Below are 16,938 nucleotides of genomic sequence, written 5' to 3'. Positions count from 1 at the left end.
GGGCGTTGATCCTGGGTGGGGCCGCGCGTCGGCCTGGTTCCTCATCATTATAGTAAGGCCCCGGCGGCGGACGGCGAGGGGAGATGGTCGGGAAGTTCCGGGGCGGGTTGTTCGGACTGACGGCGCTGGCGGCGTCGGGGCTGCTGTTCGCGGTTCAGCCGATGGCCGGGAAGCTGCTGCTGCCGGCCCTCGGCGGGACCGCCGGGGTCTGGGGGGCCTGCCTGCTGTTCTTCCAGGTGGCGCTCCTGGTCGGCTACGGGTACGCGCACCTCTCGGCCCGCCACCTGAAGATCCCCAGCCAGATCCAGGTCCACGCCCTGCTGGCGACGACCGTCCTCGGGACGCGGCCCTGGCTGGCGCCCGCCTCGGCCCCGCCGACGTCCGGCGCGTGGGGGCCGGGCCTGTGGACGTTCGCCGCGCTGGCGACGACGGTCGGCCCCGGCTTCGTGGTCCTCTCGGCGACATCCCCCCTGCTCCAGCGCTGGTATTCCCGGGACGGCCGCGACCCGTTCATCCTCTACGCGGTGAGCTGCGCCGGGAACCTCGCGGCGCTGGCGGCGTACCCGCTGCTCATCGAGCCGCTGACGACCGTCGCCTGGCAGGGGCAAGCCTGGTCGGCGGCGGTCATGCTGACGACGCTGGCGACGGTTTCCTGCGCCCTCGCCTCCTTTAAGGGCGACGACCGGCCCGAGCCCGCCGCCGTCGCCGTCCCGGCCCGCGACCTCCTCGCCTGGGCCGCGCTCGCCTGCGGGCCGGTGGTCTGGCTGCTGGCGTTGACGGCGCACGTCACGTCGGAGCTGGCGCCGATGCCCCTGCTGTGGACGGTCCCGCTGGGGCTTTACCTCGTCACTTACATCCTGGCCTTCGCCGGCGTGGGCGAACGCTGGACGGCCCGGCTGGCGCCGACTTTCCCCTGGCTGGCGACGGCGCTGGCGCTGGTGCTGGCGGCGGGGTTCGCCCACCTGGCCTGGATCCCGCTCCACCTGGCGGCGTTCTTCGTCGCGGCGTTGGCCGCGCATCACCGGCTGGCCCAACGTCGCCCCGACCCGTCGCGGCTGACGACGTACTACCTGGCCATCGGCGTCGGCGGGGCGCTCGGTAGCCTGTTCGTGGCGATCGTCGCCCCGTGGCTGTTCGACCGGATGGTCGAGTATCCGCTGATCCTGTTCGTCGCCTGCCTGGCGACGGCCGCCGGCGCGAGGCGGTCGCGGGGAGACCTGGCGATCCCGGCGGCGGTGCTGGGGGCGGCCCTCGCGCTGGTCTGGGCGCCCGGCTTGCGCGACTCCGGCCTCGGGGCGATCCTCCTGACGCTGATCGCCGGGCTGGGGGTGCTGGCGGTGTGGCGGGCGCGGTCGCGGCCGTGGCGGTTCGCGCTGGTGGTCGGGGCGATCCTGATCGTCGGCGGGCTCGCGCCCGATCCGGGGGGCGAGGTCGTCCATCGGAGCCGGAACTTCTTCGGGCCGCTCCGGGTCCTGGTCGACCGCGACGAGGGGGTCCGTCGGCTGATGCACGGGCGGACGCTGCACGGCCAGCAAGGCATGGACCCCGCGACGCGCGAGGAGCCTTCCACCTACTTCGCGCGGTCGGGGCCGGTGGGCGACCTGTTCGCGGCGATGGACCTGGGGCGCGGCGCTCGGGCGGCGGTGATCGGCCTGGGGACGGGGACGATGGCATGTTACGCCCTGCCCGGCCAGCATTGGACGTTCCACGAGATCGACGCCGCCGTGGTCCGGGTGGCGGAGGACGAGCGTTACTTCACCTACCTCGCCGATGCCCGCCGCCGCGGGGCCGAGGTGGCGGTGATCGAGGGGGACGCCCGGCTCCGGCTGGCCGAGGCCCCCGACGGCGCGCTCGACCTCATCGTCCTGGACGCCTTCAGCTCCGACGCGGTGCCCGTCCACCTCCTGTCGCGCGAGGCGATCGCGCTGTACCGCCAGAAGCTGGCGCCGGGGGGCGTGCTGGCGTTCAACCTCTCCAGCAAGTTCCTGGACCTCCCGCCGCTGATGGCCCGCCAGGCCGCCGACGCCGGACTCCCTTGCCGCGTCCGATGGGACCTGTCCGTCCCCGACGAGGCCCTCCGCGCCGGCCGCCGCCCCTCCATCTGGGCCGTCCTGGGCGACCTCCCGGGCCTGCCGCCCTCGTGGAGTTCTCCCGCCCCCCGCCCCGGCGCGTCCCCCTGGACCGACGACTATTCCGACCTGGTCTCCTACCTCATCCTGGGGCGACGGACGTCGATCCCGGCGTCGTCGCGATGAGGCGGGGCGATCCTCGCGGAGTTGGCTTCGTTCGCGCGCCGCGGTTGAAGCCGTGGTTGGCGTAAGGTTTATTGTGTGCACCGTTTGGGGCGGAATCGCGTTGGCTTCGTTCGTCGTGTTCGAAGTGCTTTTTCGCTCGACGAGCGTGCAACGCGCGTCCCCTCTCCCGCCGGGAGAGGGTGGCCCGAAGGGCCGGGCGGGGGTCATCGGTTTTCGGGGATCGCGACGGCTCAATTATTGGCGCGGCCCGCACCACAACAAGGCTCGCGGGAGATCCGCGTGGCCGGCGCTTTACCCGCGCTCCGACGACCCTCACCCGCCGCTGGCGCGGCCGCCCTCTCCCGGCGGGAGAGGGGACGGATTCGGGCCGATGGCTCTCCTTCACATTTGGGGGCGCGTGCAGATGGCTCCGCCCCTCGTGCTCGACTGCTTCCGGGTTGCCAAGGAGCGCCGACATCGAACACCTGCATGGTCCGCGGCGGGGCCGCCGTGATTTCAGGAATCTCGGAAGTTTCTCCGGGGGCCGGGGGCGAAAGGCGTGGCGGGGGGCCATCAGGATTGGCGAGGACGCGCGGGCTCGGTTAGGATGCACCGAGACGCGGGCCGACGACGATCCGGTCGCCGCGGGCCCTCCCCCACACACACACCGATCAGGAGACGACGCCGTGACCGAGCGACCGAGCGCGAGCGACGGGGCCAGCCGACGAGGGTTCTTGAAGGAGACAGCGGCGGTGGCGGGGGCGGCGGCGATCGCGGCGTCGTGGGCGCCGATGGTCCACGCGGGCGGGAGCGACATCATCAAGGTCGGGCTCGTCGGCTCCGGCGGGCGCGGCACCGGCGCGGCCGAGCAGGCGCTCACGGCCGACAAGGGGAACCGCCTCGTCGCCATCGCCGACCTGTTCGGCGACCGGCTGGAGGAGTCGCTGTCGGCCCTGAGGGGCTCGGCCGTCGGCGGGCAGGTGGAGATCGACCAGGACCGCAAGTACACCGGGTTCGACGCCTACAAGCAGGTGATTGACCAGGTCGACGTGGTCATCCTGGCCAGCACGCCCCACTTCCGGCCGATGCACACCGCGTACGCCGTCGAGAAGGGGGTCCACGCCTTCGTCGAGAAGCCGATGGCCGTCGACGGCCCCGGCCTGCGCAAGTTCCTGAAGGCCGTCCAGGACGCCAAGGCGAAGAACCTGGCCGTCGTCAACGGCTTCTGCTGGCGCTACCACCCCCCCCGCCGCGCCACGATGCAGCAGGTCTTCGACGGCAAGATCGGCGAGATCCGCTCGATCGAGACCACCTACAACTCGTCCGGCGTGTGGGAGCCGCGCAAGACCCGCGAGGAGTGCGGGTCCGACATGGAATACCAGCAGCGCAACTGGTACTACTACCTCTGGCTCTCCGGCGACCACATCGTCGAGCAGGCCATCCACGGCCTGGACACCATGGGCTGGGCCATGGGCGACAAGCTCCCCGAGCGCTGCTTCGGCGTCGGCGGCCGCCAGACCCGCACCGACGCGAAGTACGGCAACATCTACGACCACTTCTCGCTCGTCTACGAGTACGAGGGGGGGGCCCGCGGGTACCACCAGTGCCGCCACTGGGTCAACACCGCCAACCAGGTGAAGGACTACATCCTGGGCAGCGAGGGGACGTGCGACGTCTTCGGCAACTCCATCTCCGGCAAGAACAAGTGGAGCTACCGCCGGGACGTCGGCGACCGCAAGACGTACGACATGTACCAGGTCGAGCACGACGAGATGTACGCCGCGCTCCGCAAGGGGGAGATCATCAACAACGGCGAGCAGGCGGCGCACTCGACGCTGCTGGGCCTGATGGGCCGCGCCGCGGCGTACACCGGCGGCATCATCACCCCGGCGACGATCCTGGAATCCGAGGAGGATCTCAGCCCGGCGGAGTACGCCTTCGGCTCCGACCCGCTGCCGATCACCCCCATCCCCGTCCCGGGGTTCACGAAGATCCTGTGAGCCGCCCCGTCGGCCCCCGCGCCCATCCCGGGCGGCGGGGGCCGACGGCCGCTTTACCCGGCCGTTCCCGCGCGTTGTAATCCGGGCGTGACGACTCGCCCCCCTCGACGCATCAGGAACGACGCCATGGCCGAGACGCCCGAAGGCGACATCCCGCCCGCGACCCGGATCGACCCCGAGGCCACCCCCCCCGCCGAGGTCGTGGCGCCGGCGGCCGAGGCCGCCGCGAGGGCCGAGCCGGTCCCGCCGACCGCCGTGGACCTGCGCGTGAAGCTCGGGCCGCTCCAGGATCCCGACATCGGCCGCCCCCGCGCCGCGCAGGTCTGGACCTGGGCCCTGGCCGGGGGGGGGACCGCGGGATTCGTCGCCTGGATCGCGGGCGAGTACCTGCTGGACTGGTTCGCGCCCGAGCTGCGATCGGCCGCGGCGTCGGGACGCATGCCCGGCCCGGACGCCCCCACCCCCGTCACCATCCGGGCCGCCGCCGTCCGCAACGCGGCGCTGGCGTTCGGCCTGCTGGGCGCGCTGCTGGGGGGCTTCCTGGGATTCGCCGGCGGCATGATCCGGTTCTCGGCCCGCGCCGGCGCGGTCGCGAGCCTGGCGGGGGCCGTCCTCGGCCTGCTCGCCGGCGCGGCGGCGTCGCTCGTGGTGCTGCCGGCCTACAGCCGGTTGTTGACCCGCCTCGACGGGGCCGACTCGGAGATCCTCTGGGCCATGGCCGCGCTGGGGGCCGTCTGGGCCGCCGCCGGGGCCGCCGGGGGGGCCTCGTTCGGCCTGGGGATGGGGGGCAGGCGTCGCGTCGTCGCCGGACTGCTCGGCGGCGCGCTCGGCGGCCTGCTGGGGGCGGTCGCCTTCGAGATGGTCGGCGCGATCGCGTTCCCCCTGGCCGCCACCACCCAGCTGATCTCCGAGACCCGCGAATCCCGGCTCGTCGCCCGGGCCCTGGTCTCCCTCTTCGTCTCCGCCGGCGTCGCCGCGTTCGTCGCCCCCACCCGGTTTGACGACCACCCCGAACACCCGGCTTGACCCCCCGTCTCGGCACGCCAGTTGCGATATGCTTGTTCACTGCCCGCCCGTTCGAGGCGGCTATCCAACCGGCACCGTGACGAGACCTCGCCATGAGCGCGAACAAGAATAAGAACGACGACCCGAAGCCCGCGGACGACGGCGCGATCAAGGACCCGGCCGAGTGGACCACCGGCGACGAGCCGATGACCGGGGCCCAGGAATCGTACCTGAACACCCTCGCCCGTCGGGCGGGGGAGGACGTGGAGGACGACCTCACCAAGGCCGAGGCGTCCATGAAGATCGACGAGCTGCGCGAGAAGACCGGCATGGACGACGTCCCGACGCGCGACACGCCCGCAGCGAAAACCAGGCGGAAGGCGGCGAAGTGACGATCGCGGCCCCGGTTCGTCCCATCCACCTCGCTTGATTCAGTCGCTTAAAGGACCATGATCCTCGAAGCCGGCTCGATAAGGGGCGAGGATGTGGGACGTCCTGTTCGATGACGAGTTTCGCGAGGAGTTTCGGGGCCTGGACCAGAGGTCCGTCAGGCAATCCTCGCGAAGCTCATCATCCTGGGCGAGGCGGGCCCGAATCTCGGACGTCCATCGGTCGATACGGTCGCGGGGTCGGCGTTCGCGAACATGAAGGAATTGCGGGTCCAGGCCCGGGGCGAGCCCTGGCGAGTTCTCTTCGCTTTCGATCCCAAACGGCAAGCCGTCTTGCTCGTCGGGGGGGACAAGACCGGGGACAGGCGGTGGTACAAAAAGTTCGTGCCCATCGCCGACGCCCGGTACCGCCGTCATCTTGAGCGTCGGGGGGAGGGCTGATCATGCCGGTTCGACTTGAGGACGTTCTGGCCGCCGAGTCCGCGGAGAGCCGGGCCCGTATCGAGGAGATGGCCGCCGAACTGCGGGCCGAGCATCGCTCGCTCCAGCAGCTTCGCGAGGCCCGCGACCAGTCCCAGGAGGAGATCGCCCGGAAGTTGGGGGTCCAGCAATCGGCCGTCTCCAAGATCGAGCGGCGGACGGACCTCTACGTTTCGACCCTCCGGAAATACGTCGAGGCGGTGGGGGGCAAGCTGAGGATCACGGCCGAATTCCCGGGAGGGGGCGCGGTCGTGATCGATCAGTTCCACGACGACGAATGATCGGGCGGGGGGCCGACGCCCCCGGGGCGGGGTGATCGGCGCCGGCCTCGCGCCCCTTCCCTTGCGGGGCGGGTTCGGCGATGATCGGGGATCGGCCGGAGGCCGGGGACGGGCCGCGTCGGGAGGCGGCCGGCCGCGAACTTTCGCCCCGAGGGACCCTTGGCGAGCTACGACCCCGACTTCCACGGCACCGGGCCCGCGGGGGCGTTCGACGCCGTCGGCGCCGAGCCTCGGCGCCATGGCTGCTTGTTCTACGGCGTCGTCGCCCTCGTGGTCGTCGCGGTCGTGGTCACGGTCGGCCTGGCCCTGGCCGCCTGGGTGAGCTACCGGACGATCGTCCGCTATCGGGACATGTACACGTCCGCCTCCCCCGTCGCGCTCCCCAGGCTGACGACTTCCGATCGCCAGCGCCAGCGGGCCGTGGAGCGGGTCGAGGCGTTCCGCGACGCCGTGGAGGCGGGCAAGGCCGTCGACCCCCTGGTCCTCTCGGGCGACGACCTCAACGCGCTGATCCAGGGGTCGCCGAAGCTGAAGGACCGCGTCTACCTGTCGCTCGACGGCGACCGGATCAAGGCCCAGGTCTCCATCCCCCTCTCCGAGATCCAGGACCTCGCCCTCCTCCGGGGACGCTACCTCAACGGCGAGGCCGAGGTGAAGCTCGAGCTGGACGACGGCCGGCTCAAGCTGGAGATCCTCTCCATGCGCGCCGAGGGCAAGGAGCTGCCGCCGATCGTCCGCGACGTCCTCACCCACTCCGACTTCGTCCTGGAGGGGGAGGAGCACGAGGCCGACACCGAGGACGAGCGCGAGTTCAAGCGCTTCCTGCGGCGGCTCGATTCCCTGAAAGTCGAGGACGGCGAGCTGACCGTCACGCCGCGCCCGCCCGACTGAGGCGAGGCCCGATCGCCCGCGGGGCGAGACCCGTCGATCACGGACGATCGACGCCGGCCGAAGGACATCGGGATCCCCACCAACCGGAAGCAGAAGGAAAGCGAACGCCCATGAGAACCAAGTCGACGCGCCTGGCGGCCTGGACGATCGCGGCGGCCCTGGGGGCGATGCTCGCCCCGGCCGGGACCGCCGCCGCGCAGGAGAAGGTCGCGAAGCTGGAGCAGGTCGCCACGGTCGAGGGGATCACGGAATATCGCCTGCCCAACGGCATGCGGGTCCTGCTGTTCCCCGACCCGTCCAAGCCCAAGGTGACGGTCGCGCTGACCGTCTTCGTCGGGTCGCGGCACGAGGGCTACGGCGAGACCGGGATGGCCCACCTGCTGGAGCACATGGTCTTCAAGGGGACCCCCGACCACCCCGACATCCCCGGCGCCTTCAAGGAGCGCGGGGCCGAGTTCAACGGCACCACCAGCGACGACCGGACGAACTACTTCGAGACCCTCACGGCCACGGACGACAACCTGGAGTTCGCCATCCGGCTGGAGGCCGACCGCATGGTCAACAGCCCCATCAAGCCCGAGGACCTGGCGACCGAGTTCTCCGTCGTCCGCAACGAGTTCGAGCGCGGCGAGAACAACCCGATGGGCATCCTGATGCAGCGGGTCGCCTCGGCCGCCTACGACTGGCACAACTACGGCAAGTCGACCATCGGCAACCGCACCGACATCGAGCGCGTGCCGGTCGAGAACCTCCGCGCGTTCTACAAGAAGTACTACCAGCCCGACAACGCGATGGTGGTCGTCGCCGGCAAGTTCGACGAGGAGAAGGCGAAGGAGTACATCGTCAAGTACTTCGGCGCCCTCCCCAGGCCCGACCGCGAGCTGCCGAAGACCTACACCGAGGAGCCGCCGCAGGACGGCGAGCGGGTCGTCACGCTTCGCCGCGTGGGGGACGTCGGCGTCCTCGGCCTGGCCTATCACATCCCGTCGGGCCCGCACCCCGACTTCCCGGCGCTTGACGTGCTCAGCGACGTGCTGACGTCGCAGCCCTCGGGCCGGCTGTACAAGGCGCTGGTGGAGACGCGGAAGGCGGCCAACGTCTTCTCGTTCGCCTCCCCGTCGCACGACCCCGGCCTGTTCATGATCTTCGCGCGGGTCAACACCAAGGAGCGCGGCGAGCTGGAAAGCGTCCGCGACGTCGTCTACGCCGAGCTGGAGAAGGTGGCCAAGGAGGGGGTGACCGACGAGGAGGTCGAGCGCGCCGTCCGCCGCTACCTGAAGAATTTCGAGATGTCGTCGTCCGACCCCAACTCGATCGCCCTGGAGCTGTCCGAGTGGGCCGCGCAGGGCGACTGGCGGCTCTACTTCCTGGCGCGCGACCGGATGGAGGAGGTGAAGCCGGAGGACGTGAAGCGGGTGGCCGCGGCGTTCTTCGAGCCCAGCAACCGGACGATCGGCTACTTCGTGCCGTCGGAGAAGCCCGAGCGGACGCCGATCCCGTCGAACCCGGACGTCGCCAAGCTCGTCGAGGGCTACGAGGGGCGCGAGGCCAAGTCGGCCGGCGAGACCTTCGACGTCCGGCCCGAGGCGATCGAGGCCCGCGTCGAGCGGCCCGACCCGATCGAGGGGGTGAAGGTCGCCCTGCTGCCGAAGAAGACCCGCGGCGAGACCGTCAACCTGACGCTCACGCTCCGCTACGGCGACGCCGAGAGCCTCAAGGGCCTGACCACCGCCGCCGACTTCCTCGGCGGGCTGATGAGCCGCGGCGGCACCAAGAAGCTCTCCAAGCAGGAGGTCCGCGACGAGCTGGACAAGAACTTCGCCCAGCTCTCCGTGAGCGGCGGCGTCGGCTCGATCACCGCCTCGCTGGAGACCAAGCGGGCCAACCTCCCCGCGGCGCTGGAGATCCTCCGCCAGGTCCTGCGCGAGCCGCTGCTGCCGGCCGAGGAGTTCGAGGTCCAGAAGACCGGCCGCCTCGCGGCGCTCGAATCCGCGAAGACCGAGCCGACGACCCTGGCGTCCAACCGCCTCCAGCGGCTGCTGTCGAGCTACCCGCCCGAGGACGTCCGCTACGTCCCCACGCCCGAGGAGAACATCGAGCGGACCAAGGCCGCGACGGTCGACCAGGTGAAGAAGCTGTACGAGGAGTACCTCGGCGCGAGCGTCGGCGAGCTGGCGGTGGTCGGCGACTTCGAGCCCTCCGAGGTCATGCCGATCTTCCAGGAGATGCTCAAGGGCTGGAAGTCCGGCAAGCCCTTCGCCCGGATCGAGCGGCCCTATCAGGAGGGCCTGAAGCGGGCCGACGAGGTCATCGCGACCCCGGACAAGGCCAACGCGATGTACCTGGCCGGGACCGTCTTCCCGATGAAGGACGACGCGCCGGACTACCCCGCGCTCTCGATCGGCAACTTCATCCTGGGGGGCGGCTCGATCTCGTCGCGGATCGCCGACCGGCTCCGCGGCAAGGGGGGGCTGTCGTACTCGGCGGCGTCGATGTTCAACGCCTCGTCGCTCGACCCCCGCGCGTCGCTGATGGTCATGGCGATCTACAACCCGGAGAACGTCGCCAAGGTCGAGGCCGGCGTGAAGGAGGAGATCGAGCGCATCCTCAAGGACGGCGTGACGGCCGAGGAGATGAAGACCGCCAAGGACGGCTGGCTCCGCAAGCAGGAGATCGGCCGGACCGAGGACGGCTCGCTCGCCTCCTCGCTCGCCTCCAACCTCTTCCTCGGCCGGACGCTCCTGTTCGACGCCGAGCTGGAGTCGAAGGTGAAGGACCTCGACGCCGCGGCCGTCGACGCCGCGCTGCGGAAGTACCTCGACTTCGCCAAGTTCTCCGTCGTCACCGCCGGCGACTTCAAGGAAGCCAAGCCGGAGTGACCGACCGGACGCCATGAGCCCCGGGCGGCGGGCGCCGAGATCCCTCGGCCCCGCCGCCCTTCGCGTTCGAATCCCGCCACGCCGTTCACTCGGCCCGGCCGCTGTGGTAAGGTGCCGGGATCGATACGGGTCCGGCATCTCTCCACCTATCCGGGGGCGCGGTCACATGGATCGGCGCGAGTTTCTCAAGCGCGGGGCCGTCGGGGCGCTGGCCGCGTCGGCGGCCGGGCCGTTCGTCCACGCCGGCGACAAGTCGGGGTCGAGGCGGCCGGTCGTCGGCGAGGGCGAACATCGCTACGAGTGCCATCACGACTTCTTTCGGGCCCCCGGCGACGTCCGCTGGTTCGAGACCCACGGCGTCGCGGTCGACTCCGAGGGCTTCATCTACGTCGCCCATCGCGCCGGCGGCGCGAAGCCGAATTCGCCCGACGAGGCGCAGGACACGATCGTCGTCTACGACCCCGAGGGGAAGTTCGTCCGGTCGTTCGGCAAGCAGTTCCACGGCGGCGGCCACGGGATCGACGTCCGCCGCGAGGACGGGGTCGAGTACCTGTACCTCGCCTGCATGATGCCCGTCGACCTGGTCGCCAAGACCGACCTGAAGGGGGAGGTCGTCTGGATCAAGGAGGCGCCGACGGAGCCCCACGTCTACGACGACCCGAAGGCGAGGTTCGCGCCCACGAACGTCGCGTTCGCGCCCGACGGCGGCTTCTTCGTGGCCGACGGCTACGGCTCGGACTACATCCACAAGTACGACAAGGACGCGAGGTGGGTGAAGACCTTCGGCGGCACGGGCGAGGGCGAGGGCAAGTTCCGGACGCCCCACGGCCTCTGGCTGGACGACCGGCCGGGTCGCGAGCCGACGCTGGTGGTCGCCGACCGCGCCAACGCCCGGCTCCAGCGGTTCACGCTCGACGGCGAGCACGTCGGCCATGACAACCACGACGTCTCCTTCCCGGCGCACTTCGACACCCGCGGCGAGACCCTGCTGATCCCCGACCTCCACGCCCGCGTCACCCTGATGGACAGGGACGACAAGGTCATCTCTCACCTGGGTTACGACCCCAAGTGGACGGAACAGGTCCTCGACGGCTTCAAGATCCGGTCCCAGCCGGACAGGTGGCCGGACGGGAAGTTCATCCACCCCCACGACGCCTGCTTCGACCGCGACGGGAACATCCTGGTCGCCGAATGGGTGGCGACCGGGCGCTTGTCGTTCCTGAGGCGGCTGGCCTGACGCCGCCTCTCGGCCCCTCGGCGCGGCCACGGTCGCGATGACTCCGCCATGAAATCGCTGCAAGGACGCCTGCTCATCGCCGCCCCCAGCCTCTCCGACCCGAACTTCGCGCGGACGGTCATCCTGATCGCCGCGCACGGGGAGGCGGGGGCCCTGGGCCTGATCCTGAACCGCGAGCTGGATTCCGAGGTCCCGGACGTCTGGCGGCGGGTCAGCCAGGAGCCCTGCGCCCGCGGCGGGAAGCTGCGGCACGGCGGCCCGGTGCCGGGCTCGCTGATGGTCCTGCACGACCACCGCCCGCTGGCCGACATCGTCGTGGGCGAAGACCTCTACGTCGCCACCGAGCTGGCCTCGATGGAATCGCTCGCCGCCTCGGACGAGGGGCGGGCCCTGTTCTACGTCGGGCATTCCGGCTGGGGCGCCGGCCAGCTCGAGGCCGAGCTGGCCGAGGGGAGCTGGCTGATCGCCCCGGCCCGCCCGGAGCACGTCTTCGGCGGCCGCGACCACTCGCTCTGGAAAGAGGCCGCGACCCTCGCCGGCCGTCGCGAGATCCACTCCATCATCGCCCCCCGCCATCTCCCCGAGGATCCCCGCGCGAACTGACCGCGGCCGGTCGACCGGGGGCGATTCGACTTCCTCTCCTCCTCCCCTACAATTCCCCGCCCGGCGAGTCGGCCGGGCGGAGGGTCAACATGACGAACGCGAGCGAGCTGAAGCTGTCGGTGCTGGACCTCTGCCCGATCGTCCGGGGGGGGACGGCGGCGGACGCCTTCCGGAACGCGGTCGACCTGGCGCGGCTCGCCGAACGGCTGGGGTACGAGCGGTACTGGGTGGCCGAGCACCACAACATCCCCGGCGTCGCCAGCGCGGCGACCGCGGTGGTGATCGGGCACGTCGCGGCGGGGACTTCGACGATCCGCGTGGGCGCCGGCGGGATCATGCTGCCCAACCACGCCCCCCTGGTGATCGCCGAGCAGTTCGGGACGCTCGCCTCGCTCCACCCCGGCCGGATCGACCTGGCCCTCGGCCGCGCCCCGGGGGGCGACACCGCCACGGCGCGGGCGCTCCGGCGGTACTTCCAGGAGGTCGACGCCTTCCCGCGCGAGGTCCGCGAGTTGCAGGGCTACTTCCGCCCCGCGACGCCCGGCCAGGCCGTCCGCGCCATCCCGGGCGAGGGCCTGGACGTGCCGCTCTGGATCCTCGGCTCCAGCGACTTCGGCGCGCGCCTGGCGGCCGACATGGGCCTCCCCTACGGCTTCGCCTCCCACTTCGCCCCCGACCTCTTGTTCGACGCCCTGGCGATCTACCGCGCGAGCTTCACCCCGTCGGCCTCCCTGGCCGAGCCCTACGTCATGATCGGCGCGAACGCCTTCCTCGCCGACACCGAGGCCGAGGCCGCGCGCCTCTTCTCCTCCCACCAGCAGGCGATCCTGAACCTCGTCCGCAACCGCCCCGGCCCCCTGCCCCCCCCCGTCGACGACATCGAGACCCTGTGGTCCCCCGCCGAGCGGGCCGCCGTGGAGCGCATGACCCGCGTCTCCGTCGTCGGCACGCCGGACTCCGTCCGCGCGCCGCTCCAGTCCCTCGTGAAGGCCGTGCAGCCCGACGAGATCATCATCTCCGGCCAGATTCACGACCACGCCGCGCGGCTTCGGTCGTACGAGCTGCTGATGGAAGCCATGCGAACGGCGTGAGTCACGCCGGCGGGGGGGAGGACTCCAGGAGTTTGAGGAAGCGTCCCAGGCGATCGGCCGCCGTCTCCGGGGTGACATTCTGGGCCGGTTGGTCCCTCCTCCCGTGCGCGACCCAGTTGCGGAAGCGTCGCACCTGGTCTACCTGCGTCCGGAGATCGGGGTCATTCGTCCCATAGGATTCCGTGAGGTGACCGAAGCTGCCGTCATTGATCCGTTTTTTCGCCTCCTCGAAGGCCTTGCCGAGCACGGGATGCTCGGGTAAATGGGGAAGGAGGCGCTCCAATTCCGCGAGCGCGGTCCCTCTCACCTGGGCTTCGAAGACGGAGAAGATTAGCAGCACGGACAGGTCGTCAAGGTCCGCCAAGACGCGCTGTGCGTGCTGTTGAAGATCGACGGCTTCCAGGTGACGAAATATCTCGTCCCGATTGATGATCTCCGCGAACGTCTTCGAACCCGATCCCCCCGCATCCCCCTCGTCATTGGGCCAGTATCGGCGGGCCAGCCGGTCGACCAGGGCCGCCACGAGCTTGACCGATTCACGCCGCCGGCGCGCGTCCTCGATGGTCTGGATCACGCCAGCAGTTCCTTGAGAATCGACTCGAAACGGTCGCGGTCCAGCTCCCGCGGGATTCTACCGTCCAGGACGTGCCATGTCTCGGGCTCGCCGACCTTCCGATATATGTGGAATGTGTTGAAGCGATTCGATATGTCGACGCGGCCCTGGTACGGCGGTTTGACCTCGGCCTGGTATGACTGATCCCGATCGATGGCGACGTCGAGGAGGTGGCGGCTCGGCCCCGCGAACATCGGCTCGATCGAGATGTCCTCCGGCCCGAAGCTGACCAGCAGGGCCGGGACATTGAACGTGCCTAGCCCCTGCTCGGTCCGCTGGACCTCATACGGGACGATGTCGAGCAACCCCTCGGGATCCGCCTCGCGCATCCAGGTTTCGAGCCGCTGGTAGAGTCGTCCGATGGCGTCGAGCCATTCCTTCCGTCGGCGCAGGCGATCGCGAACGCCGTACTCGTCGGCCTTGGCGTGCAGGAAATCCCTGAGCGTGGCGGGTGGACTCTCGGGGGCCGTGGACATGATTCACCTCCCATGACGGATGCCCGAATTCGATTATACGCCTTGCGGCGCGCGGGGGCCCCGGCGATGAATCGACCTTTGGTTTTGAGCGAGCGGAGCTCGACGAGCCGGATTCCGTCCGCGCCCCGATTCGGTCCCTCGTCAAGGCCGCCCGCCCCCGCGAGAGTATCGTCCCGGACCGCATCCACGACCAAGACGCGCGGCCGCGGTCGTAAAGGGTTCTAATGGAGCCCGTGGTGCCGTCTCTCCGACGCCGCCGGCCGGGATACTCTCGCGACGGGCGGGGCGGCTTCCCTCTTAGCGGTCGCGCGGAGTCGCCTTGCCGACGGCCCGCCAGCGCGCGGCGAGGGCGGCGACCAGGTGGCCGGACTTCGGGTGATCGGGCTCGACGTCGACCGGCATGTCGACGGCGCGGAGGGCCTCGGAGGTCGTCGGCCCGACCGAGCCGACCACGACGCGGTCCGCGAGCGCGGCGCGGAGGTCGGCCTCGATCCCCTCGGCCCTCGCCACCTCCAGGACGTGCTCGACCTGCTGGGCCGCGGTGAACAGGACGGCTCCGATCTCGCCGGCGACGATCCGGGCCAGCGCGGAGCGGAGCGGGCCGAGGTCGACCGGAAGGGCCCAGCGGTAGACCGGGACGCGCGTGACGTCGGCCCCCCGCTCGGCCAGGCCGTCGAGCAGCTCCCGGGGGGGCTTGCCGTACTCGTGGACGGCCGCCCGCAGGCCGGCGATCGGGCCGCGGGCGTCGAGCGCGGCCAGGGTCTCGCGCCAGGTGTTGGGCGAGGGGACCATCACGTCGATCGTCGCCCCCAGCTCCCGCAGGGCGGAGGCCGGCTTCGGGCCGCGGGCGACGACCGTCGTCCGCCTCAGCGCGTCGGCCCAGTCGGCCCTGGACATCCGGGTGGCGAGCAGGTCGACGAGGTAGCGGACGCCGACGCCGGTCTCGAAGATCGTCAGGTCGAACCGGTCCTCGGCCAGGCCGTCGACGAACGCGACGGCGGCCGGGGACTCGTCCAGCGGGACCTCGCGCATCGACGGGGCGGCGATCGGCTCGCCGCCGTGGCGGGACACCAGGTCGGCGAGCGAGCCGGCCATGCGCGCCTCGAAGATCGCCACGCGGAGGCCGTCCAACGGGGTGGGTGGGGTGTCGCTCATCGTTCGCCCGGGTTGGGGTGACAGGGGGTCCGCGGGCGGTCGGCCTCGCGCGTCAGGCGCCCGGGGCCTCGGGACGGGCCAGCGCCGCGGCCGGCCCGTCCGCCTCGGCCGCGTCGACGAGGATACCGCGCCATCCCCGGCTCGCGTAGGCCAGCGCGGTGGCGCCCCCGAGGCCGCCGAGCAGCGCGAACGCCAGGAAGCCCAGGCCGAAGCCCCCGGTGAGCTGCCGCAGCGTCCCCAGCGCGGTCGGCAGCAGGAACCCGCCGAACCCGCCGGCCGCGCCCACGAGGCCGGTGACGACGCCGATCTCGCGCGGGAACCGCATCGGGACGAGCTGGAACACCGCCCCGTTGCCCATCCCCAGCGAGGCCATCGTCGCGAACAGCAGCGCCGTCCCCGCGAACAGGCCCGGGGAGGTCGCCAGCCCGAGCAGCCCGGCCCCCGCGGCGAGGTAGAGGCCCATCAGCACGCGGGTGCCGCCGAAGCGGTCGGCCAGATGGCCGCCGAACGGCCGGAGGATCGAGCCGGCGACGACGCAGAGCGTGGCGAAGTTCCCCGCCTCGACCGCCGAGACGCCGTAGCGGCTCAGGAAGAAGACGTTGAGGAAGCTCGCCAGGCCGACGAAGCCGCCGAACGTGATCCCGTAGAGCAGGCAGAACCACCAGGCATCGCCGACGCGGAGGACGTCGGCGTAGGCCGAGAGGGGCCGCGGGGCCGGCTGGTCCGGGGCGTCGCGGGCGACCAGCCAGAAGAACGCCATCACGGCCAGAAGCGGGAGCAGCGCCAGGCCGAACACCGCGTGCCAGCCCCACGCCGCGGCGATCCGGGGCCCGAAGAACGTCGCCAGCGCCGTGCCGCTGTTCCCCGCGCCGGCGATCCCCATCGCGAGCCCCTGATACCGCGGCGGATACCACCGGCTGGCCAGCGGCAACGCCGCGGCGAAGCTGGCCCCGGCCGCCCCCAGCAGCAGGCCGACCAGGATCATCGCCGGGAAGGAATCGGCCCAGAGCCAGCCAAGCGCCAGCGGGACGGTGGTCGTCGCCATCCCCAGCAGGCCCGCGCGGCGGGCGCCGATCCGGTCGGCCAGCAGCCCCAGGGCCAGCCGGAGGACCGCCCCGCCCAAAAGCGGCACGGCCACCATCAGGCCCTTCTGGGCGTCGGACAGGCCGAATTCCGGCACGATCGAGTTGGCCAGCGCGCCGGGCAGGAGCCAGACCATGAAGCTGACGTCGAAGTACAGGAACGCGGCGAGCAGCGTCGGGGCGTGGCCGGCTCGGCGGAAGTCGCGCAGGTTCATCGAGGCTCCTGGTCTGGATGGGTCGGGGGGGGACGCGGTCGGTCGGGGTCGGGGGTCGATTCACGGAGGCGGGGGCGGGTAGTCGACGGCTTTCCCCTCGGCTCGCCGGTCTCCGCGGTTCGCGGGCGGGACGTTCTTCCCCCCTGGTGGGGGAAGACAGACCGCGGAGCGGTCAGATGAGGGGGAGCCCGCCCGCGGTGCGCCGGAGTTCGGGACGCGGCCCAGGCCATCGGCCGGGGAAGGTCCTCGTGGACCTCGGCACTCGTGTCGCTCGTCCCCCCCTCATCCGGCCCTCCGGGCCACCTTC

At 71.3% G+C, this 16,938-nt stretch carries 14 protein-coding genes and 1 pseudogene; 11 read left to right on the top strand and 4 right to left on the bottom strand.

Annotated features, from left to right (window positions below; all coding sequences use genetic code 11):
• Positions 1-83: 83 nt before the first annotated feature.
• The 11 genes and pseudogenes from WG209_RS01810 (at position 84) to WG209_RS01760 (ending at position 13,090) form a co-directional block, all read left to right on the top strand.
• Positions 84-2,255 carry a fused MFS/spermidine synthase gene (locus WG209_RS01810; RefSeq protein ID WP_337173279.1) on the top strand — a complete coding sequence of 724 codons (2,172 nt, stop codon included), beginning with the start codon at positions 84-86 and terminating at the stop codon, positions 2,253-2,255.
• 665 nt (positions 2,256-2,920) lie between these two features.
• Positions 2,921-4,234: a Gfo/Idh/MocA family oxidoreductase gene (locus WG209_RS01805; protein ID WP_337173278.1), complete on the top strand. Its 1,314-nt coding sequence runs from the start codon at positions 2,921-2,923 to the stop codon at positions 4,232-4,234.
• Between the two features lie 126 nt (positions 4,235-4,360).
• Complete coding sequence (locus WG209_RS01800) at positions 4,361-5,260, top strand: hypothetical protein (RefSeq protein WP_337173277.1); 900 nt, start codon at positions 4,361-4,363, stop codon at positions 5,258-5,260.
• Between the two features lie 92 nt (positions 5,261-5,352).
• The gene (locus WG209_RS01795; protein WP_337173276.1) at positions 5,353-5,631 is read left to right on the top strand and encodes a DUF3072 domain-containing protein; all 279 of its coding nucleotides are present in this window, start codon (positions 5,353-5,355) and stop codon (positions 5,629-5,631) included.
• Between the two features lie 159 nt (positions 5,632-5,790).
• Positions 5,791-6,069, top strand: a pseudogene (locus tag WG209_RS01790) (type II toxin-antitoxin system RelE/ParE family toxin); the annotation flags it as partial.
• Positions 6,070-6,071: 2 nt separating this feature from the next.
• The gene (locus WG209_RS01785; protein WP_337173275.1) at positions 6,072-6,389 is read left to right on the top strand and encodes a helix-turn-helix transcriptional regulator; all 318 of its coding nucleotides are present in this window, start codon (positions 6,072-6,074) and stop codon (positions 6,387-6,389) included.
• Positions 6,390-6,548: 159 nt separating this feature from the next.
• The gene (locus tag WG209_RS01780; protein ID WP_337173274.1) at positions 6,549-7,280 is read left to right on the top strand and encodes a hypothetical protein; all 732 of its coding nucleotides are present in this window, start codon (positions 6,549-6,551) and stop codon (positions 7,278-7,280) included.
• 110 nt (positions 7,281-7,390) lie between these two features.
• Positions 7,391-10,159 (top strand): pitrilysin family protein, encoded by a 2,769-nt coding sequence (locus WG209_RS01775; protein WP_337173273.1) that lies wholly within the window; start codon positions 7,391-7,393, stop codon positions 10,157-10,159.
• A 166-nt stretch (positions 10,160-10,325) separates the two neighbouring features.
• Positions 10,326-11,396 (top strand): peptidase, encoded by a 1,071-nt coding sequence (locus WG209_RS01770; protein ID WP_337173272.1) that lies wholly within the window; start codon positions 10,326-10,328, stop codon positions 11,394-11,396.
• Between the two features lie 48 nt (positions 11,397-11,444).
• The gene (locus WG209_RS01765) at positions 11,445-11,999 is read left to right on the top strand and encodes a YqgE/AlgH family protein (protein WP_337173271.1); all 555 of its coding nucleotides are present in this window, start codon (positions 11,445-11,447) and stop codon (positions 11,997-11,999) included.
• Positions 12,000-12,088: 89 nt separating this feature from the next.
• A complete protein-coding gene (locus tag WG209_RS01760; RefSeq protein ID WP_337173270.1) occupies positions 12,089-13,090 on the top strand; it encodes an LLM class flavin-dependent oxidoreductase in 1,002 nt (333 codons plus the stop codon).
• A gap of 1 nt (position 13,091) precedes the next feature.
• Here the strand turns inward: WG209_RS01760 and WG209_RS01755 are convergent, their stop codons facing one another.
• From WG209_RS01755 to WG209_RS01740, 4 genes are all read right to left on the bottom strand, one after another.
• Positions 13,092-13,664 carry a hypothetical protein gene (locus tag WG209_RS01755; protein WP_337173269.1) on the bottom strand — a complete coding sequence of 191 codons (573 nt, stop codon included), beginning with the start codon at positions 13,662-13,664 and terminating at the stop codon, positions 13,092-13,094.
• Complete coding sequence (locus WG209_RS01750; protein ID WP_337173268.1) at positions 13,661-14,179, bottom strand: hypothetical protein; 519 nt, start codon at positions 14,177-14,179, stop codon at positions 13,661-13,663. Before WG209_RS01750 ends, WG209_RS01755 begins: the two co-directional genes overlap by 4 nt.
• Positions 14,180-14,476: 297 nt before the next feature.
• A complete protein-coding gene (locus WG209_RS01745) occupies positions 14,477-15,334 on the bottom strand; it encodes a uroporphyrinogen-III synthase (RefSeq protein ID WP_337173267.1) in 858 nt (285 codons plus the stop codon).
• A gap of 52 nt (positions 15,335-15,386) precedes the next feature.
• Positions 15,387-16,631: an MFS transporter gene (locus WG209_RS01740; RefSeq protein WP_337173266.1), complete on the bottom strand. Its 1,245-nt coding sequence runs from the start codon at positions 16,629-16,631 to the stop codon at positions 15,387-15,389.
• Positions 16,632-16,938: the final 307 nt, after the last annotated feature.

The organism is Paludisphaera sp. (assembly GCF_037189885.1).
In the GTDB taxonomy this organism is placed as follows: Bacteria; Planctomycetota; Planctomycetia; order Isosphaerales; family Isosphaeraceae; genus Paludisphaera.
Note: the sequence above shows the minus strand (reverse complement) of the source record. Positions and strands in the feature narration are given on the sequence as shown.

Bases quoted from the DNA above. Each gene is read 5' to 3' on its own strand.
- WG209_RS01810 (WP_337173279.1), top strand. From the start codon at position 84: ATGGTCGGGAAGTTCCGGGGCGGGTTGTTCGGACTGACGGCGCTGGCG.
- WG209_RS01800 (WP_337173277.1), top strand. From the start codon at position 4,361: ATGGCCGAGACGCCCGAAGGCGACATCCCGCCCGCGACCCGGATCGAC.
- WG209_RS01795 (WP_337173276.1), top strand. From the start codon at position 5,353: ATGAGCGCGAACAAGAATAAGAACGACGACCCGAAGCCCGCGGACGAC.
- WG209_RS01785 (WP_337173275.1), top strand. From the start codon at position 6,072: ATGCCGGTTCGACTTGAGGACGTTCTGGCCGCCGAGTCCGCGGAGAGC.
- WG209_RS01775 (WP_337173273.1), top strand. From the start codon at position 7,391: ATGAGAACCAAGTCGACGCGCCTGGCGGCCTGGACGATCGCGGCGGCC.
- WG209_RS01770 (WP_337173272.1), top strand. From the start codon at position 10,326: ATGGATCGGCGCGAGTTTCTCAAGCGCGGGGCCGTCGGGGCGCTGGCC.
- WG209_RS01765 (WP_337173271.1), top strand. From the start codon at position 11,445: ATGAAATCGCTGCAAGGACGCCTGCTCATCGCCGCCCCCAGCCTCTCC.
- WG209_RS01760 (WP_337173270.1), top strand. From the start codon at position 12,089: ATGACGAACGCGAGCGAGCTGAAGCTGTCGGTGCTGGACCTCTGCCCG.
- WG209_RS01750 (WP_337173268.1), bottom strand. From the start codon at position 14,179: ATGTCCACGGCCCCCGAGAGTCCACCCGCCACGCTCAGGGATTTCCTG.
- WG209_RS01745 (WP_337173267.1), bottom strand. From the start codon at position 15,334: ATGAGCGACACCCCACCCACCCCGTTGGACGGCCTCCGCGTGGCGATC.
- WG209_RS01740 (WP_337173266.1), bottom strand. From the start codon at position 16,631: ATGAACCTGCGCGACTTCCGCCGAGCCGGCCACGCCCCGACGCTGCTC.